The organism is Desulfofundulus thermocisternus DSM 10259, from assembly GCF_000686645.1.
Taxonomy (GTDB): Bacteria; Bacillota; Desulfotomaculia; order Desulfotomaculales; family Desulfovirgulaceae; genus Desulfofundulus; species Desulfofundulus australicus.
In genome coordinates this window covers 131,460-150,744 of sequence record NZ_JMLG01000002.1, presented here as the reverse complement: position 1 = coordinate 150,744, position 19,285 = coordinate 131,460, and the positions used below count along the sequence as shown (strand labels likewise).

14 protein-coding genes and 1 tRNA gene are annotated in these 19,285 nt (G+C 56.4%); 12 read left to right on the top strand and 3 right to left on the bottom strand.

Annotated elements, in window-relative coordinates:
• Positions 1–33 precede the first annotated feature (33 nt).
• From BR83_RS0102760 to BR83_RS17090, 7 genes are all read left to right on the top strand, one after another.
• On the top strand, positions 34–2,109 hold the full coding sequence (locus tag BR83_RS0102760; protein ID WP_027355794.1) for a sigma-54-dependent Fis family transcriptional regulator: 2,076 nt from the start codon (positions 34–36) through the stop codon (positions 2,107–2,109).
• 292 nt (positions 2,110–2,401) lie between these two features.
• Positions 2,402–3,586 carry an acetyl-CoA C-acetyltransferase gene (locus BR83_RS0102755; protein ID WP_027355793.1) on the top strand — a complete coding sequence of 395 codons (1,185 nt, stop codon included), beginning with the start codon at positions 2,402–2,404 and terminating at the stop codon, positions 3,584–3,586.
• Positions 3,587–3,608: 22 nt separating this feature from the next.
• Entirely contained in the window at positions 3,609–4,775 is a 1,167-nt protein-coding gene (locus BR83_RS0102750) for an acyl-CoA dehydrogenase (RefSeq protein WP_027355792.1), read from the top strand.
• An 11-nt stretch (positions 4,776–4,786) separates the two neighbouring features.
• Positions 4,787–6,442 carry an acyl-CoA synthetase gene (locus BR83_RS0102745; protein ID WP_034634339.1) on the top strand — a complete coding sequence of 552 codons (1,656 nt, stop codon included), beginning with the start codon at positions 4,787–4,789 and terminating at the stop codon, positions 6,440–6,442.
• Between the two features lie 43 nt (positions 6,443–6,485).
• Positions 6,486–7,334, top strand: a complete 849-nt coding sequence (locus BR83_RS0102740; RefSeq protein ID WP_322786302.1) for a 3-hydroxybutyryl-CoA dehydrogenase — start codon at positions 6,486–6,488, stop codon at positions 7,332–7,334.
• An 11-nt stretch (positions 7,335–7,345) separates the two neighbouring features.
• Positions 7,346–8,968: a long-chain fatty acid--CoA ligase gene (locus BR83_RS0102735; protein WP_027355789.1), complete on the top strand. Its 1,623-nt coding sequence runs from the start codon at positions 7,346–7,348 to the stop codon at positions 8,966–8,968.
• A gap of 140 nt (positions 8,969–9,108) precedes the next feature.
• Positions 9,109–9,205, top strand: a tRNA-OTHER gene (locus tag BR83_RS17090).
• Positions 9,206–9,244: 39 nt separating this feature from the next.
• Here the strand turns inward: BR83_RS17090 and arsC are convergent.
• The 3 genes from arsC to sfsA form a co-directional block, all read right to left on the bottom strand.
• Positions 9,245–9,670: an arsenate reductase (thioredoxin) gene (gene arsC / locus BR83_RS0102730; RefSeq protein WP_027355788.1), complete on the bottom strand. Its 426-nt coding sequence runs from the start codon at positions 9,668–9,670 to the stop codon at positions 9,245–9,247.
• Positions 9,671–9,763: 93 nt separating this feature from the next.
• Positions 9,764–10,645: a DMT family transporter gene (locus tag BR83_RS0102725; RefSeq protein ID WP_027355787.1), complete on the bottom strand. Its 882-nt coding sequence runs from the start codon at positions 10,643–10,645 to the stop codon at positions 9,764–9,766.
• A gap of 132 nt (positions 10,646–10,777) precedes the next feature.
• Positions 10,778–11,488: a DNA/RNA nuclease SfsA gene (gene sfsA / locus BR83_RS0102720; protein WP_322786301.1), complete on the bottom strand. Its 711-nt coding sequence runs from the start codon at positions 11,486–11,488 to the stop codon at positions 10,778–10,780.
• A 228-nt stretch (positions 11,489–11,716) separates the two neighbouring features.
• Between sfsA and BR83_RS0102715 the strand changes: the two genes are divergently transcribed.
• From BR83_RS0102715 to BR83_RS0102695, 5 genes are all read left to right on the top strand, one after another.
• Complete coding sequence (locus BR83_RS0102715; RefSeq protein ID WP_027355785.1) at positions 11,717–13,141, top strand: Wadjet anti-phage system protein JetA family protein; 1,425 nt, start codon at positions 11,717–11,719, stop codon at positions 13,139–13,141.
• 15 nt (positions 13,142–13,156) lie between these two features.
• On the top strand, positions 13,157–13,783 hold the full coding sequence (locus tag BR83_RS0102710) for a DUF4194 domain-containing protein (RefSeq protein WP_027355784.1): 627 nt from the start codon (positions 13,157–13,159) through the stop codon (positions 13,781–13,783).
• Between the two features lie 104 nt (positions 13,784–13,887).
• Positions 13,888–17,277 carry an ATP-binding protein gene (locus tag BR83_RS0102705; protein WP_027355783.1) on the top strand — a complete coding sequence of 1,130 codons (3,390 nt, stop codon included), beginning with the start codon at positions 13,888–13,890 and terminating at the stop codon, positions 17,275–17,277.
• Positions 17,277–18,575 carry a Wadjet anti-phage system protein JetD domain-containing protein gene (locus BR83_RS0102700; protein ID WP_027355782.1) on the top strand — a complete coding sequence of 433 codons (1,299 nt, stop codon included), beginning with the start codon at positions 17,277–17,279 and terminating at the stop codon, positions 18,573–18,575. The genes BR83_RS0102705 and BR83_RS0102700 overlap by 1 nt, the downstream gene beginning before the upstream one ends.
• A gap of 83 nt (positions 18,576–18,658) precedes the next feature.
• Entirely contained in the window at positions 18,659–19,000 is a 342-nt protein-coding gene (locus tag BR83_RS0102695) for a carboxymuconolactone decarboxylase family protein (RefSeq protein WP_027355781.1), read from the top strand.
• Positions 19,001–19,285 lie beyond the last annotated feature (285 nt).

The window sequence follows — 19,285 nt, the reverse complement described above, 5'->3', positions numbered from 1 at the left end:
TGGCAACAGATCTCTGGAGGTGGGCGTGCGACCATGTTAATCCGGGACTTCATGGCCAGGGAGCCCATATGTCTGCGACCTGATGATAACGTTCAACACGCGGCAAAGATTTTTAGTAAATATGAAATTGACGGGGCACCGGTGGTTGACGAAACCGGGAAGCTGGCCGGGATTTTTACCAAAACTCATGTCATGCGGGCCATTGCCGGAGGCATGCCCGTGGACACTCCTGTACGGCACCTGATGCGTCGTCAGGTGTACACCATATTTGAAGATGACGTACCTGAGAGTGCATGGGAGATGGCCCTGAAATACGGAATTGGGCGTGTGCCGGTAGTGGACCGGCAGAACCGGCTGGTCGGCATGATGACCCGGACCCGTTTGGTGCAGGCTTTTGAGCAAAAATATAAAAATATTATCAGTTTTTTGAATGCAGTTCTGAACTGTGCCCTGAGCGGCATCTGCGCCGTTGACGGCAAGGGGATGGTGGTTATCTTCAACCGGTCCGCCGCCCGGATTACCGGGCTGTCCGTTGAACAGGTGGTGGGCCGCCATGTGGAAGAGGTCATTCCGCAATCGGGTTTGCTGAAGGTGCTGCAGACGGGCAGGGCCAGTTACGGCCAGAAAATTGTCCTGCACGGGGCTACCGTCATTGCCAACCAGGCACCCGTAATTTATGAAGACAGGATCATTGGCGCGGTGAGTCTTTTCCACGATGTTTCCGAGGTGGAAGCGCTATCCCAGCAGCTGGAAACGGTCAAGAGGATGGCCCAGGAACTGGATACCATCATCAATGCTTCCAGTGAAGGAATTGCCCTGTTCGACCAGGCGGGAAGGGTGCTCAAGCTCAACCGCACTTACGAACAGGTGGAGGGAGTTAATGGGGAAGAGATTCAGGGGCTGGGGGCAAAGGAGCTGGTCCAGAAAGGCTACCTTTCCTTCCTGGCCGTGCTGGCCGCCCTGGAAAAGAAAGGAGCCGCCAGTGTCATCGAGCACCTGCGGACGGGGCGGGAGGTGCTGACCACGGCCACTCCCATCGTGGATGAACAGAGCGGGAATATCCGCCGGATTGTGGTCAACTGCCGCGATCTGACCGAGTTGGCCGAATTACGCCGCCGGCTGGAAGAAGAGCGGGCGCGCTACCATGCCGAACTGGAAAGCCTGCGCTGGGAAGCCCGGGGAGCGGAAAGGCTGGTGGCCGAAAGTTCGTCCATGAGGGACGTGCTGGCCGTGGCCGAAAGGGTGGCGCCCTTTGACAGCAACGTGCTCATTCTCGGTGAGTCGGGAACCGGTAAAGATCTCCTGGCCCGCTTCATCCACCACCGGTCTACAAGGGCGGCGGGGCCGTTTATTGCCGTTGACTGCGCGGCCATACCGGAAAATCTGCTGGAATCGGAATTGTTTGGTTATACGGCGGGCGCCTTCACCGGTGCCGGCCGCCAGGGGAAGCCGGGGCTGATTGAAATGGCGGACGGGGGCACGCTGTTTTTAAATGAAATTGGAGAGCTTTCTCCCGGCCTGCAGGCAAAACTTTTAACGGTTATTCAGGATAAACAGGTGCGCCGGCTGGGGGGTGTGAAATCGTGCCCGGTGAACTTCCGCCTGATTGCGGCCACCAACAGGGATCTGGAGCAAATGGTGGCCAGGGGAACTTTTCGCCGGGATCTTTTTTACCGGATAAACGTCATCCCCATCCGCATTCCTCCCCTGCGCGAACGGAGCGAGGATATCATTCCGCTGGTGCATCACTTTTTGCATCGCTTCAATAAGAAGTTCAATGTTTTCCGGAGGCTGGCACCCGAAACCCTGGAGTTGCTGCAGCATTATTCCTGGCCCGGCAATGTCCGGGAGCTGGAGAATGTGATGGAGAGGCTGGTTGTTATATCCGTGGACGAGGTCATCGGGCCGGATTCCCTGCCGGAGCAGATCAGGAGAACGGCCCTGTCGGTGCTGGTGAAGAAGGGGTGCCCGGAGCCGGCGCTGCTGATAAACCTGTACCGTCAGCTGGGGAGTACCAGGAAGGTGGCGGCGGCTCTGGGTGTCAATCAGTCCACGGTGGTGAGGTGGTTGAAGAAGCACGGGTACAACCTTTCCGCTTCCCGTTCTTGAGCCCGGGTAATTGCCGGCTTCCTGTAAACGGTCACCCCCGCAAAGGTCGGGGGTGGCTTTTTTTGATGCACAGGTGATGCGAACTGCCGGAGGCATCGGGCCGGCTCGATGTGGCAACGGATTTCCGGGTAGGGATGGCCGGAAAAATTTAAGAACCGGGACGGAAAGGCAATTTGCCTGCCCCTTTCTACCTGGCATTAATATTGCGTTACACATGAGAGCACAAGCCGGTTTTTAAAGGGACAGTCCGGGAGCTTTATTTTTGAAATATTTGGACAGGGAGTTGAGGAAATTGCAGGACGTGGTAATAGTTGCGGCCGCGCGAACGGCCATTGGTGACTTTGGCGGTGCCTTCAGGAACATGCTTTCCCACCAACTGGCCGTTCCGGTAATTCAAGAAGTGTTAAGGCGGGCGGGCATAGCAGGGGATATGGTAGATGAAGTGATCCTGGGGAATTGCGTCCAGCGTTCCGACGAACCCAACGTGGCCAGGACGGCGGCCCTGGTGGCCGGTTTGCCGGTGCAGGTCACGGGTATGACCATCCAGCGCCAGTGTTCCTCTGCGATGCAGGCCATTGTTTCCGGCTACCAGCAAATCGCCACCGGTGATTCGGAAATTGTGGTGGCCGGGGGTACCGAGTCCATGAGTTCCGCCCCCTATGTGCTGAAGGGCGCCCGCTGGGGTCAGCGCCTGCAGCATGGTGAAATGACCGATGCTCTCTGGGAGACTTTGACTGACCCCATCCACCGCATTCTTATGGGTGAAACGGCCGAAAGGCTGGCGGATAAGTACGGGATCACCCGGGAAGAGCAGGATGAGATTGCCCTGCGCAGCCACCGGAATGCCTGCCGGGCAATTGAAGAGGGGCGTTTTAAGGAGGAAATAGTGCCGGTGGCCGTACCGCAGCGCAAGGGACCCCCGAAGGTGGTGGACAGGGACGAGCATCCCCGCCCCGACGTAAGCATGGAAAAACTGGCCCAGCTTCCTCCGGTTTTCCGCAAGAACGGTACGGTTACGGCCGGCAACGCCTCGGGGCTCAACGACGGCGCAGCGGCGGTGTTGCTCATGTCCGCGTCTAAAGCCGGGGAGCTGGGTTTAAAGCCCATGGCCCGCATTGTCAGTTTCGCCCGGGCCGGGGTGGAGCCGGACCTGATGGGTTACGGGCCGGTGCCGGCCATCCGCAGGGCGCTTCAAAGGGCCGGCCTTACCCTGGGAGATATCCAGCTCATTGAGCTAAATGAAGCCTTTGCCGCCCAGTACCTGGCCTGCGAAAAGCTGCTGGAATTAAACCGGGAGATCACCAATGTTAACGGCAGCGGCATCGCCCTGGGTCACCCTGTGGGATGTACCGGGGCGCGGATAGTGGTCACTCTCCTGTACGAAATGGCCCGCCGCAATCTCCGCCTGGGCCTGGCTTCCCTGTGTGTCGGCGGCGGTATGGGGATGGCCATGATCCTGGAAAGGGAAAACAATTAAAGACGGTAAGGAGGCTTAAACCATGGTCTACCAGTTAACTGAAGAGCTGGAAATGCTCCGCCAGGTGGTGCGGCGGATGGCCGAGGAAAAAGTGGCTCCCCGGGCCGCTGCCATTGACGAGGAAGATGCTTACCCCTGGGATTTGAAGGAGCTATTTGCCGCGCAGGGGCTTTTGGGGGCCGGGGTGCCGGATGAATACGGCGGCACCGGGCAGGGCCTGCCGGCGGTGTGCCTGATTGTGGAGGAGATTGCCCGGGTTTCAGCCTCCGCTTCCTTAATTGTGGCGGCCCAGGAACTGGGGTTGATGCCCATTTTGCTGGCCGGGACTGAGGAGCAGAAGAAAAAATACCTTCCCGGCCTGGCTTCGGGCGAGCGCATCTGTGCCTTTGCCCTTACCGAGCCCAATGCCGGTTCCGACGCCGGCTCCATCAGAACCAGGGCCCGCCGTGAAGGGGATGTGTATCTGCTTTCCGGCCAGAAGTGCTTCATCACCAACGGCGGAATAGCCGATGTTTACACTGTCTTTGCCAGTACGGATCCCGGCCGGGGATTGAAGGGCCTTTCGGCTTTCATTGTGGAGAAGGATTACCCCGGTTTTACAGTTGGTAAAAAAGAAAGGAAAATGGGGGTGCGTGGTTCCCCCACCGCGGAGCTCATCTTTGAAGACTGTCCGGTTCCGGCAGCAAATCTACTGGGAAAGGAGGGGGATGGCTTCAAAATTGCCATGATGACCCTGGACCGCACCCGCCCGGTAATCGGCGCCCAGGCGGTGGGCATTGCCCAGGGAGCCCTGGATTACGCCGTCAATTACACCCGGGAGCGGGTGCAGTTCGGCAGGCCAATTGCCTCTTTTCAGGGCCTGCAGTTCATGATGGCCGATATGGCCACCAGGGTGGAAGCAGCCCGCCAGCTGGTTTACAGGGCAGCCTTTTTCATTGAAGATGCTGCCACCCGGGGAGCTTCCACCGGTGAAATCAGCCGGCTGTCGTCCATGAGCAAGCTTTTCGCCTCTGATGTGGCCATGCAGGTAACTGTGGATGCAGTGCAGTTGCTCGGGGGTTATGGCTACATGCGGGAGTACCCCCTGGAGCGCATGATGCGCGATGCCAAGATCACCCAGATTTATGAAGGGACCAACCAGATTCAGCGGCTGGTTATCGCCCGGACCCTGCTGGAAAAAGAAAAATAGGAGGGGTTTTCATGTCCGCTCTGGCTCCCCTGACCGAGGCCGAAAGGCAAAAATACATGGCCATTACCGAGGAAAACCTGGAGTTTCTCTGGAGACGTTACAACAAGGTGAACCGCTGGGTCATTGCCGACATGGTGCGGCGCAGCGCTTACCGCTATCCGGATAAGCCCGCCCTTATTTCAGGGGATAGGGTACTGACTTACTCCCGGCTGGAAGCAGATACCAACCGGGTGGCCAATGCTCTGCTCGACCTGGGGATTAAAAAGTACGACCGGGTGGCCATTCTGGCCCGCAATACCATTCACCATGTACTGACCTGGCTGGGTACTGCCAAAGCAGGCGGTATCTACCTGGCTGTAAATTACCTGCTGAGAGGTAAAGAAATCAGCTTCTGCATTAACCACTCGGAGAGTAAGGTTTTTATCGTTGAAGATACCCTTTATGATCTTGTAAGGGATGTTTTAAGCGATATGTCGGGTGTAAGGGTATTGATCTGGTCGGGCCAGGGGCAGGGAAAGAATGCTCCTGAGAATTTTCTGGATTTTGAGGAGTGGTACAGCCGTTACCCCGCTGAGGAACCTGATACACTGCTGCGCATTGAAGATCCGGTGCAGATGACCTACACCAGCGGGACGGAAACGCTGCCCAAGGGAGTAATTTTAACCAACCAGTCACTTCTATCCCAGTATGTTGGCACCATCGTTGATGGTGAATATACATCCGATGATATAAACGTCAATGCCATGCCCATCTTCCACTGCGCCCAGAGGGATGTTTTTCTAAATCCCATATTCATGATTGGAGGTACCAACATTCTACTCCCGCAGCCCAACCCGGCAGAAATTTTGGCTGCCATTGAAAAATACCGGGCCACCATGTTTTTTGCGGCACCAACGGTCTGGATTGCCCTGTTACGGCACCCGGACCTGGAGCGATATGACCTGAGTTCCCTGGCCAAAGGCTACTATGGAGCTTCCATTATGCCGGTGGAGGTGCTCAAAGAACTGCAGCAGCGTTTTCCCAATTGCCGCCGTTTTTATAATTACTATGGTCAGACCGAACTCAGCCCGTATCATACCATCTTGAAACCGGCCTTCCAGCTCAGCAAACCCGGTTCTGCGGGTTGCGGCGGGCTAAATATGGAAACCCGTATTGAGGATGAAAACCATACTCCCATAACTGCTCCCGGGGTGCCGGGGGAAATTTGCGGCCGGGGTCCCCATGTGATGCTGATGTATTTCAAGGAGCCGGACAAAACGGAAGAAGCCCTGGCTCACGGATGGTTCCACAGTGGCGACATCGGAGTGCTGGATGAGGATAACTTTATCACTGTGGTAGATCGCAAGAAGGATATGGTTAAAACCGGAGGAGAAAATGTTTCCAGCCGGGAGGTAGAGGAGGTTATTTACAGGCATCCGGCAGTTTCGGAAGTGGCTGTTATCGGCCTTCCCCACGAAAAATGGGTGGAAGCCGTTACGGCCGTGGTAGTGTTGAAAGCGGGCTGCACCGCTACGGAGGAAGAAATCATTGCCCTTTGCCGGGAACATCTGGCTCCATTTAAAGTCCCCAAGGGAGTACTCTTTATCGACCAGTTGCCCAAAACTCCCAGTGGCAAAATTCTAAAGCGGGATCTGCGTTTAATATATCGTGATTACTTTCAAAAGTAATTTTGCAATGTAGTGACAGAAAAATCGGAAAGGAGTGGTCAATATGAAAATTGAAAATATTGCCGTTATTGGGGCCGGTACCATGGGCGCCGGTATCACCCAGGTGGCTGCCATGGCCGGCTACCGGGTTGTCCTGTCCGATATTAAAGAAGAATTTGTCCAGGGCGGGCTGGCCCGTATCCGCTCCAGCCTGGAACGCCTGGCGGCCGCGGGAAAGCTGGGTGAGGAGACAGCAGCGATTATGGAGAGGATTACCCCTACCACTGGACTGGCCGGGGTGGAGAAAGCGGACCTGGTTTTCGAGGCCATTATCGAAAACATGGAGCAGAAAAAGACCCTCTACCGGGAGCTGGACGGCATCTGCCGGCCGGAAACCATCTTCTGCTCCAATACTTCAGGCCTTTCCATAACGGAAATGGCATCCGTTACCCGCCGGGCGGATAAATTTATTGGAACCCATTTCTTCAACCCCGTGCCGGTAATGAAGCTGGTGGAAATCATCCGCGGGGAAGAGACCAGCGAGGAGACCTACATTCGTGCCCGGGAAGTATGCGAGCACATGGGTAAAACCGTGATCACGGTTAAAGAAGCCCCCCTGTTTGTGGTCAACCGCATACTGGTTCCCATGATCAACGAGGCCATCTTTGTGCTGCAGGAAGGCATCGCCACGGCGGAGGACATCGACAGGGGGATGAAGCTGGGCGCCAACCACCCCATCGGCCCGCTGGCCCTGGCGGACCTGATCGGCCTTGACGTGCTGCTGATGGTTATGGACACCCTCTACCAGGAAACCTGCGACTCCAAATACCGCCCGGCGCCCCTGCTGAGAAAGCTGGTGCGGGCGGGACATCTGGGGCGAAAAACCGGCAGAGGTTTCTATCAATATCAGTGAGGTGATGGCTTATGATGAAATATCCGCTTCTGGTTCGCACCATTTTAGAGCGCTCCCGCCAGTTATTCCCGAAAAAAGAAATAGTGTCCCGGGACTTTTCCGGTATTTTCCGCTACACCTACGGCGAATTTTACGAGCGCGTGTGCCGCCTGGCCAATGTACTGGAAAAACTGGGAGTAAAGCGGGGGGACCGGGTGGCCACTCTGGCCTGGAACAACCACCGCCACCTGGAATTGTACTTTGCCGTACCCTGTACCGGTGCGGTTTTGCACACGGTCAATTTACGCTTGTTTTCTGAGCAAATAGTCTATATTTTAAACCATGCCGGGGATAAATTGATCTTTATTGACGAAGACCTGGTGCCGATTATCGAGGGGATCAAAGAGCAAATTAAAACCATAAAGCTTTTTGTAATCATGACCGATAAGGAAAGTATTCCCGGTACTTCCTTGGGTCCGGTGTACTCTTATGAGGACCTGTTACGGGAAGCTCCCCCCGTTTATGATTTCCCCACCGATCTCGATGATTGGTCCCCGGCGGCCATGTGCTACACCACTGCTACCACCGGTGATCCGAAAGGGGTTATGTACTCCCACCGGGCTCTGTACCTGCACAGCTTGATGTCAGGTATGGTGGATACTTTTGCGATATCTGAAAAAGATGTGGTTATGCCGGTTGTACCTATGTTTCACGTCAATGCCTGGGGATTGCCCTTTACGGCCACACTGGTGGGGGCCAAGCAGGTATTGCCCGGGGTGCGTCCCGATCCCCGGACGCTGTGCAGCCTTATCGAGTCGGAACGCGTGACCGTTACTGCAGGTGTACCCACCATCTGGATGGAATGTTTCAAGCTGCTGGAGGACGGTTCCTACGATGTAAGCAGCCTGAACCGGATTCTGGCTGGCGGTTCGGCCATACCGCGGGTGTTTATTGAAGCGTATGAAAAGAAGCTGGGAGTACCCATAATTAACGTTTACGGCATGACGGAAACCACCCCCATTACCCTTGTGTCCCGCCCCAAGAGCTATATGCTTGACTGGCCCGAAGAACAACTTTACCAGGTAAGGGCGAAACAGGGCCTTTTTGTGCCGGGGATAGAAATGAGGGTGGTCGACGAAAACGGCAACAGCGTGCCCAGGGATGGTCGTACTATGGGAGAGCTGCAATTCAGGGGGCCCTGGATAACCGGGGAATATTACAGGGACCCGGAGCGCACCAGGGATGCCCTGCGGGATGGGTGGTTCAGAACCCAGGACATTGTTACTGTTGATGAGGAAGGTTACGTGTATATCTGTGACCGGTCCAAGGATTTGATTAAGAGCGGAGGCGAATGGATTTCTTCCGTGGATCTGGAGAACACCATCATGGCTCATCCGGCTGTGGCGGAGGCAGTGGTCATTGCCATGCCCCATGAAAAATGGCAGGAAAGACCCCTGGCCTGTGTGGTGCTCAAGGAGGAATTCCGGGGGAAGGTTACAGCGGAAGATATTCTGGAATTTTTACGGGGGCGGGTGGCCAAATGGTGGCTGCCGGACCGGGTTGAGTTTATCGATGAAATACCTAAAACCAGTGTCGGCAAGTTCAACAAAAAAGCTTTAAGGCATAGGTTTTTCCCTGAATATTACGGTGCCTGACGGGTCTGGCGGAATAGCCTGCCGGTGGACGGCAGGCTTTTTCGTTATTTTTCATTTTTATCAAAACCTGCCGGGTTATAGAATAATTAAATAACCAACATACAAGGACTTTATGGGCCTGTGGAGAAAAATAAAAAAGCGGGGAGAGCGGGGCTGGTGCCCCCCGCGGGCTGCAAACCCGCTGGCCTGCCTGCGATCCAGGTGGGAGTCCGGTTCGATTCCGACCTCTCCCCTCCAGAGTAGTTTTTGTCCAGCAGCGTCTGATGGATGGCACGATTAGTCCTCTGCGGTGGCGAGCAGTTCGGCCACCCGTTTTTTTATTTCATCCCGGACGGCCCGGAATCTGGCCATGATTTCCTCTTCCGTGCCGGCGGCCCGGGCCGGGTCCTCCAGGGGCCAGTGGATGCGCTTGACCGTGGGCGGGGTGAGGGGGCAGCTTTCATAGGCGTCGCCGCACAGGGTAACCACAACATCGGCGGAATTAAGTATTTCCGGGTCGATGGCTTTGGATTTCTGGCCGGAAATGTCGATGCCTGCTTCAGCCATTACCTGAACGGCCCGGGGGTTAACCCCGGCAGGAGCCGTTCCGGCGCTGTAAACATCCCATTTGTCCTGAGCCATGGCCCGGGCAAACCCTTCGGCCATCTGGCTGCGGCAGGAGTTGCCGGTACAGAGGAAGAGCACTTTTTTCTTTCCGGACAAAATTTATTCCTCCCTTTTTAAGCAAGATGTTTTGTATTATAACTTTTCCCGGATCTACCCATCCGGACCTCTAACGATGGTGATGTCTCCGGCTCATGCCCTCTTTTGCAGGAAAACGCCCGCCAGAACAGCTGCTCCCCCGATTACCTGCCAGGAAGTCAGGCTTTCGCCCAGCACCAGAAAACCCAGCACGGCTGTAGCCACCGGTTCAAAGGTACTGATGATGGCTGCCCGGGAGGCGCCGATTTCCTTTACCCCCCGCATCAGGGCGGCCATGGCCAGGACGGTGGAAACGAAACCCAGCACCCCGATGGCCATCATGGCTTCCGTATTGAAGGACAGGTCCAGCTGCCCCCGCAGGAGGGCAAGCCCGCCCAGGGTCACGGCCAGAAGGGTGGTAACCCAGGTGTTGTACACCAGTGTCTGGATGCTGGCCAGCAGGCGGGTGGAACCCACCAGGAATATGGCATAGGTGAAGGCGGCGGTCAGGGACAGGACCACCCCCCTTGGGTCCAGTGTATTTACCGGTTGCCCCAGGATCACCGCACAGCCTCCCAGGGTTAAAAAAAGGGCCAGCACTTTCTGCCGGGTAAAAGGTTCTTTTAAAAAGAAAAAGGCCAGGATGGTGACCACCGTGGGGTAAAAGTAGAGAAACAGGATGGCCATTCCGGCCGGTATGTAGCGGAAAGCTTCAAAAAGGGCCATTACGGCGAGCGCCTGGGTTCCCGCAGATAAAGCCGTTATTGCCAGCAACTGCCGGAGAGTAAGCCTGAAAGCATAACCTCCCGCCAGGATGAGCAGCCAGAAGATTGCGGCGGCCAGAATGTAACGCAGGGTGAGGGTGGTCATTACGGTGGCGCCGCCCCGGTAGGCGATTTTGGCTGCTACGGGCTCAATGCTCAGGCAAATGGTGGAAAATAGAACCAGTGCCACGCCCAGGCCCTGCCGCCCGGGCGTTTGTTTCTGCTTATGCATTTTTTGTTTTATCCTCCATGGCCACTATTCTACTCTACCGTGAAGAAACCGCTAATCGGTCCGGTGGCCGCCCGGTTAAAAATAACCTTCCGGCTCACCATTATATCATAGCATGACAAGATCCCTTTCCGTTTACAACAAAACGGGAATCTCCTTTTCCAGGGTAACTGCTTCCCGGGTCACCCGGCAGCGGCAGGCCAGCACCCGTACCCCGCTGGCCGCGGCCCGCTGCAGTGCCCCGGCAAAAGCCGGGTCCTGCCGGTGGTGGGGGGAAAAGCAGCGGGCGTCTTCCCGCTGGGCCACAAAGAGAACCGCCCCCTGCAGTCCCTCCCTGCGGGCCGCTACCAGCTCCTCCAGGTGCTTTGTGCCCCGTACCGAGGGGGCGTCAGGAAAAAGGGCCACTCCCTTTTCCACCAGGGTGACGGATTTTACTTCCAGCAGGCACCTGCCCGGCGGGCCGCTCAGATAAAAATCGAAACGGCTCTGGCTGCGGGTGTACTCTGCCCGGATGGTGTCGTAGGCCATAAATTCTTTCAGTGCCCCCGCCTGCAGTGCCCGGCCCACCAGCCGGTTGGGCAGGGTGGCGTCCACCGATACCAGTATGCCCTCGTACTCCACCAGCAGCAGGCGGCAGGTGGTTTTATGGCCGGCTCTGGCATGGCGCTTAACCCAAACCCTGCGCCCGGCCACCAGCAGTTCCGCCATGCGCCCGGAACTGGGCACATGGGCCAGTTCCCGGTTTCCCCTCACCAGCACCTCGGCTATAAAGCGGTTCAAGCGGCGGATGAAAAAAGCTTCTTCCAGTTGTGGAGGTAAATGCAGGCTGCAAAGCATTGAAACCATGTTCCCCGATTTCTTGTAAACATTATTTTGTTTCTGCGGATAGACTCTAGTTTCCTTTCTGCTAATGTCCGGAAAGGTTGTCCACCGCTGAGGGCCGCAACGGTTCATGGTGAAAATTGATGGATATGGTTGTATTTCCCCCTGAAAAATTAGTACAATTAAGAGGAAATCTGCTGGCGATGCCGAACCACATCCAGTTAAAAAATTTCCCCGGGAGGGGTGTAGAAAGTGAACCTTTTTGCCGTCATCCCGGAGCGGTTTTTTTCGGTCCTGGCCAGCCCCTTGAAGCAGGACTACGCGGCCATCCTGTTCCGCATTTACGACCAGTACCAGCTGACCACCTTCGGGATGGAACGGGATGTGGTCATCGACCTGATTGTTGACTATATAGAGCAAAAGGACGGCTTTTTTGAACAGGCCCTGGCCGATGAAATCTGGGAGGAATCCCTGGATACGCCGGCCGGGCCCCGGGAAAGGGCCGCCTTTATCCTGCGCAAGCTGGAGGCCACAGGCTGGGTGGTCAGCGAGGTGTACAGCAATTACGTGCAGTACATCAGCCTGCCCGATTATGCCATAAAAATTCTGGATGTACTGGACAAGATCCGCCGCCACCGGCAGGTGGAATACCAGGGATATGTTTATGCCACCTACACCTTGCTCCATTCCGAGGAGGCCGACCGCCAGGGCAACCTGGCCCTGGAAAAGGCCTATGAGCAGACCGAGCAGCTGATCAACGGTTTGAAGTCCCTAAATCACAACATTAAGCGTTACATTGAGCGGGTCCTGGCGGAAAAGGAGCCCCGGGAGATTTTAAAGATTCATTTTCAAGACTACATGGAGGAAATTATCGACCGCAGCTACCACCGCCTGAAAACTTCGGACAACGTTTCCCGTTACCGTCCGAAGATTATTGCCCGTTTGAACCAGTGGTACAACGATGCGGCCTGGGTGGACCGGACGGCCGGTCTGGAAGTGCAGCGGGAACGTTTTCCGGATCTGCCCACGGCGCGGCAGGAGATTTACCGACGTATTGACTACATCCGCCAGGCCTACATCGGCCTGGACGACCTGCTGGATGAAATCGACCGGCGCAATGCCCGCTATGCCAACGCTTCCTTCCAGCAGTTGAAGTACATCCTCAACAGCAGTAAGGACGTGGAAGGCCAGCTGATGGAAATTTTAAAGTTCCTGGCCGGGCTGCGCGCGCAGGAGGGCATGCGCCAGGACGACCTCCTTCCGGAAGAGCTGGGTCACCTGTTCAGCCTCTTCACCCAGGGATTTCTGGACCGGGAATCCCTTTATACCGGTAGGGAGGCGGCCAGGCAGCACCAGCCCCGGGAAGTGCAGGAGCTGGAGGAAATTGACCCGGAACGCCGCAGGGAGCGGCTGCGCTCCTTCCGGCAGCAGCTGGAAAGGCGCATGACCCGGGAGAAGATCAACGCCTGGGTGATGGAAAAACTGGCCGGGCGGAAGGAGATTTGCGCCCGGGAGCTGGGCATCGAGGATGTGGAGGAATTTATCAAACTGATCTATGCTACGGCTTACGGGCGTTCGCGCCAGGTAGGTTACCGGGTGCACCGGGATGGGAGGCCCCGGGTATCTGCGGCCGGCGGCCGCTTTGAATTTAGAGATTTGCGTTTTGAAAGAAAATAAGGAAGGGCGAGCCGGATGGAACTGCTGGAACAGTGGAACCGCCTGCTTCCGGCGGAGCGGGAGGAGTTTACCCGGGTGGTGAACAGGCTTCTCTCCTGCACCTTCATCACCCGCAAGAACGAAGAAAACCGCCGGGACTACTACTTTATTGAACGGCACGAAGACCTCCTGCGGGCCTATTTGAAGCTGGGAGGCTGGAGCCTGGAAGGGGACCGGGCCTATGGGGTCTACCGTGTTTTCAGCGATTTCGCCTATAACCGGCTGCGCCTGAAACTGGAAGAAAGCATAATCATCCTCATCCTGCGCCTCTGCTACGAAGAAAAACGCCGTCAAATCAACGTGACGGAGAACATAATGATTACCGTGCGGGAGATCCAGGACAAGTACGCGGCCCTGAAAATACGCAACCGGCCCATTGACAAAAAGACCCTGCGGGAAACCATGGGCCTGCTCAAGCGTTTCAACATCCTGCGGGTGCTGGATGGGGAGGTTACCGATCCCGACTGCCGCCTGGAGGTGTTTCCCACCATTCTCTTCGCCCTGCGGGTGGAGGACATCCGGCAGGTGTACGAAAAGCTGGATACCTACCGCCGGGCCGGGGCGGAAGAAGGGCGGGAAGAGGAAAACGGAAATATGCAGTAGAACCGTTGCAGGAAGGATGCGGCGCTGTCGGCGCGAAGCACTGGAGTGAGCGGGGACAGCGCCGCATCCAGCCAGGTTCACTGAGTGCTGAGGAGCTGGTGTAATTGAAAGAATTGACCGGCATCAGGTTGATCAACTGGCACTATTTTACCAACGAAACCATACGCATCCGGGGCAGCACCCTGATCACCGGGGACAACGGCAGCGGCAAATCCACCATTCTGGACGCCATCCAGTATGTGCTGGTGGCCGACCTGCGGCGGGTTAAATTTAACATTTCCGCCTTTGACGAGACCAGGCGGGATCTGCTGGGTTACGTGCGCTGCAAGACCGGGCGGGACAGCGAGAGCGGCCGCAAGTACGAGCGCCAGGGCGACATTACTTCCTATGTGGTTCTGGAATTCTACGATACCTCCAGGAAAAACTACTTCCTTTTGGGGGCGGTCATTGATTCCTACGCCGATGACGTGACCTATGAAAGCCGTTTTTTCAAAATTGAGGACTGCCGCCTGGATGACAGCCTTTTTTTAGCGGGCAAACACCCCCGCAATATCCGGGAGTTCCGGGCCGCGGTGAGGGACCGCAGGGCCACCATTTATCCCACAGTGGAAAAATACCAGGCCGATTTGCTCCACAAGCTGGGTTCCCTGGGGGACCGGTTCTTTACCCTTTTCGTAAAGGCCATCTCCTTCAAGCCGATAACGGACATCCGCCAGTTTGTTTACTCCTACGTGCTGGAAGAGAAGCAAATAAATATCGACATCATGCGGGAGAATCTCCAGCGTTACAAGGAGTACAGCGACCTGGCGGCCCAGACCAGGGAGAAAATAGCCGCTCTGGAAAATATCCAGGAAAAATACCGGGAGATCCAGCGGGACCGGGAAAGGGCCCTGATCCAGGATTACATTATCCTGCGGGCCAACCGGGACGGGGTGGCGGCCAGTTTGCAGGCCAATCTGGAACAGACCCGGGCTCTGGAAGAGGAGCTGGCCCGGTTGAGCCAGGCTCTGGACGGGGCCAGGGAACGGTTGAAACGCTGTCGGGAGGAGGAGCGGTCCTACCGGGACGCCCTGGCGGCCAATACCACCTGGCAGCTGGTGGAGCGTTTGAAAGGTGAGATCCGCGCCCTCAAGGAACGGGTGAAGGAACTGTCCCGCGCTTGCAGCCAGGTAGCTAAAACCGCCCGGGAAGAATGCCGGGTGCTGGCGCAACTCCTGGACGAGGCGGGGGAAGATTTGCTTTTACCGGCTGAGCGCAGTATGCTCACGGAGCTGGTGGACGGGCTCCAGGGGCTGGCCACGGGCGGTGACGGGCAGCAGGTTGGGGAGGGGCAACCCCTGCCGCCCGGTGACGGGGAAGCCCTCGATGCCCTGGGCCGGTTAATTGACCGGGGTCGGGAAACCCTGGGGAGGGTGCGGGAAAGGGTGCAGGAACAGGCCTGGGAAATCCGGCGCAAGCTGAAAGAACTGGAACAGGAGGAGCAGACCCTGCAGCAGGAGCTGGCCAGCCTGCGCAACAAGAAGCATATTTACGACCGCAAGGTGACCGAACTGCGGGATCTGATCCGGGAGAAATTCCGCGCCGTGAAAGGCATTGACGTGGAGCCCAGGGTGCTCTGCGAGCTTCTGGAAGTCCCCGACGAGAAGTGGCAGGACGCGGTGGAAGGCTGGCTCAACACCCGGCGCTTCGACCTGATTGTGGAGCCGGAACATTTTGATTATGCCCTTTCCGTGTATGAGAAACACAAAAAGGAACGGCGTATCTCAGGGGTGGGCCTGGTCAATACCGGCCGGGTGTTGAAGTACTTGAACCGCATTGAACCCAACTCCCTGGCCTGCGAGGTTCGCTCCCGGAACCGCTACGCCCTGGCCTACGTCCACCAGCTGATGGGCGACCTGATCAAGTGTGAAAATGAACAGGAACTGAAAAATTACCGCCGGGCCATTACCCCGACCTGCATGACCTACAGCAATCATACCGCCCGGCAGATTAAATTTGAAGTTTACGAAACTCCCTTTATCGGTGAACGGGCCTATGCCCGCCAGATTGCCCGCAAAGAAGCCCGCCTGCAGGAGATTGCCGCGGCGCGGAAGGAATTGCTCCCCCGGCTGGAGAGGCTGGAAAGGCTGAGCCAGGCGACAAGCGGCCGGGACGAGCACTACATCTTCCTGAAAGAGCGCCGGGGAACGTGGCTGGAGCTGGCCGCGTTACGGCAGGATCTGTCCGCCAGGGAACGGGAACTGGCCGGTGTGGATACTTCAGGCATTGATGCCCTGCAACAAAAGCTGGATCAACTGGAACTGGAAATGGACGCCCTGAACGGCCGGATGGAGAAATATAACCGGCGGCAGGGAGAATTACTGACCACCCTGGAACAGAAGAGAACGGAACGGGTGACCCTGGAAACCGAGCATGCCCGGCTGGAAGAGGAGTTCCGGCAGTTTTGCTCCTTGAACCCCCGTGTTGTGCCCGAGGGGGAAAGGCGTTACGCCCGGGAGATCCGGCGCCATTCGCCCCGGGAGGTGGCGGCCAACTTCGCCCACAACCGCAAGAGCGTGGAAACGCTTATTCTTAACAAGGAAAAGGCCCTGGAACTCCTCAAGGCCGAATATAACAATAAGTACCAGTTCGGCGGGCGCATAGAAGCGGATGAGAATGACGAGTGGGTACAGGAGTATAAAAAACTGGTGGAAAGCGAGCTGCCCGCATATGAGGAAAAAATCAACCAGGCCAAAAAGGAAGCCGAGGAGGAGTTCAAGGAGCACTTCATCTACAAGCTGCGGGAGAACATTCAAAATGCCCGCAATGAATTTGACTTCTTGAACGAAGCTTTAAAGGATATTTCCTTTGGCGGGGATAAATACCGTTTTCTGGTATACCCTTCCGAAAGGCACCGCAAGTTCTACCAGATGCTGGAAGATACGGAAATGGTGGAGGGAGGCGTCTCCCTTTTTGACAGTGTTTTTCAGCAGCGGCACCGGGAGGCCCTGGACGAGCTGTTTGATAAAATCATCAACCTGCCGCCCAGGTACCTGCCCGAAAGCATTGCGGAATACACCGATTACCGCAGTTTTCTGGATTATGATATCAAAATTACCCATGCCAGCGGTGAAACCTCTACCTTCAGCAGGGTCTGCCGGGAAAAGTCGGGGGGCGAGACCCAGACCCCCTATTACGTGGCCATTGTGGCTTCCTTTGCCCAGCTCTACCGCGCCAAGACCAACCGGGACAGCATCCGGTTGATGCTCTTTGACGAGGCCTTCAACCGGATGGATATCGACCGCATGGAAAATTCCCTGCGCTTTATCAATGAGATGGGCATGCAGGCCATCATCGCCGCCCCTACCGACAAGTGCGAGTTTATCAGCCCCCACGTGTCCACCACCCTCCTGGTGATGCGCGACGGGAAAAACAGCTGGATAGAAGATTACAAGCAGTTTAAGGAAGCGGTTGGCGAAAGCCGGATTGAGGCGGCGGAAAGGGCGGCGGGTTGATGGCCATGGACTACGAACGCTATATTCTGGAGACTCTGCTGGACAAGTATGAACGCAGCGCCCTGGCCAGGGGCAAAGGAGGCAACCGCCGCATCTGGCTTCATTTCAACCAGCGTACCATGCCCCGCTATTTTGACGATACCACCGCCCGGTATAAGGAAGAGATCAATGGGGCCGCCCTGGCTTTAGAGCGCCGGGGGTTAATTGAGATTCGCTGGGTCAAGTTTGAGGAAAACAATCTCATCGAGAAAGTGGCCTTAAATACTGATCGCCTGGACGAGGCCTACGCCCGGCTGAAGCGGCGTCCCAGGGCGGAGCAATTCCAGGAACTGGCCCGCCTGGCCAGGCACTATGCCCGGGAGGCGGCCCCCTGGGCGCAGGAATTCTTCCATACTGTTGCCCGGCGGCTGGAAGAAGGGGAAAGCCTGCCCTACCTGAATCCCGCGGACCGGGAGCATGCGGAGCAGCTTTTCATGGTCATTCGTGAGATCAGCCTTCTGCAGGAAGAGATACCCCGGCGGGTTTTCAGCCTGCGGGTGCTGGGCCACAGCAAGGCTTTTAACAATCTCGCCCCAGCTGTGGCCCGAATTGTCCGGGATTTCCACCCGGACTGGGGGAAAGACGGCGGGGGAAAAGAGACCACCCTTACTGCCGCAGAGGTCAATCAGGTTCTGGCCGAAGTGGGGGTTGTGGACAACCCCCAGCACATTTTCATCAGCGGCGGCCTGGAATTTGCAGTTGAAGGCCGTACCCTGCGGGTGGGAGATTTTTCCCCGGACCTGGGGTTGCCGGCGGAGATGGTGGACCGGTTGACGGTCAAAAATGTTGCCGCCGATTATATTATCACCATTGAAAACCTGACCCCCTTCTACCGGTTTGTGAAGACCTGTCGCGACCAATTTCTGGCCATATACCTGGGGGGTTATCATAACGCGGTTCGCCGGCGGTTTCTAAGTAAACTGCGGGAATATCTGGCCGGTACCGGCCGGGCGGTGCCGTTTTACCACTGGGGCGACATTGACTACGGGGGTTTTTCCATCTTTGTCCACCTGCAGAAGCGCTGCCTGCCCGGGCTGAAGCCCCTTTACATGGATGTGCCCACCCTGGAACAATACCGCCGGTTTGCTTCGCCCTTTACCCCGGCATACGGCCGGCGCCTCCGTTCTCTGCTGGAAGATCCGGATTACCGCCTCTTCCACCCCGTGATTCAAAAAATGCTCCAGGAGGGCCTGCGCCTGGAACAGGAGTGTGTGGAGCCGTTGCCGTCCCTTTATGAACCGGGGGAGCGAAAGGTGTAAAATTGCCCGGTTGGAAGGAAACTTTAGCTAAGGAATCGAATAGGTTAAAAAGTTAAGGTATAAATTATAAAGAGGTGAAAATTATGGACGTACAAAAAACACTGGAGAACTTTAACCAGGGTGTGGGCAAGCTGGCCAAAGAGCTGCCCAGGGTTATGAAGGGATTCCGGGATTTGCACGAAGCCGTCATCAGCGACGGAGCCCTCAGCGCCAAACAAAAGGAGTTAATTGCTATAGGCATTGCTGTGGCCATAAGGTGCCACTACTGCATAGCCGTCCATGTGGCAAAGGCCCTGGAGCTGGGCGCCGCCCGGGAAGAAATTATGGAAGCCGTTGGCGTGGCCGTATTGATGGGCGGCGGACCGGCGGCTGCCTACGCCACGGAAGCCCTGCAGGTACTGGACTCCCTGGCGGGAAAAAGTTAGGGATGTTCCCCTGGTCATGCTTGCAGGCAGCATACTCGTTCTTGAGAGGATTTATCTGTTGAAATATACATAATTTGGTTTCTTTCCTGGCATGGTCGCTGCCCGTCTTTTTAAGGACGGCAGTTTTTTTGTGCTCCAAAAAGCTCTCGAAAAACAGTAAAAAGAATTGATGATTAACATGTTAACTTTGTATTTGCTGCCTTTTTGACATTGCCACAACAGGAGGGGGAGGAGTAAGATTAAATTTAATGATGTTGCCGTCAGATTAAAGCCCTGCGAAGGGCG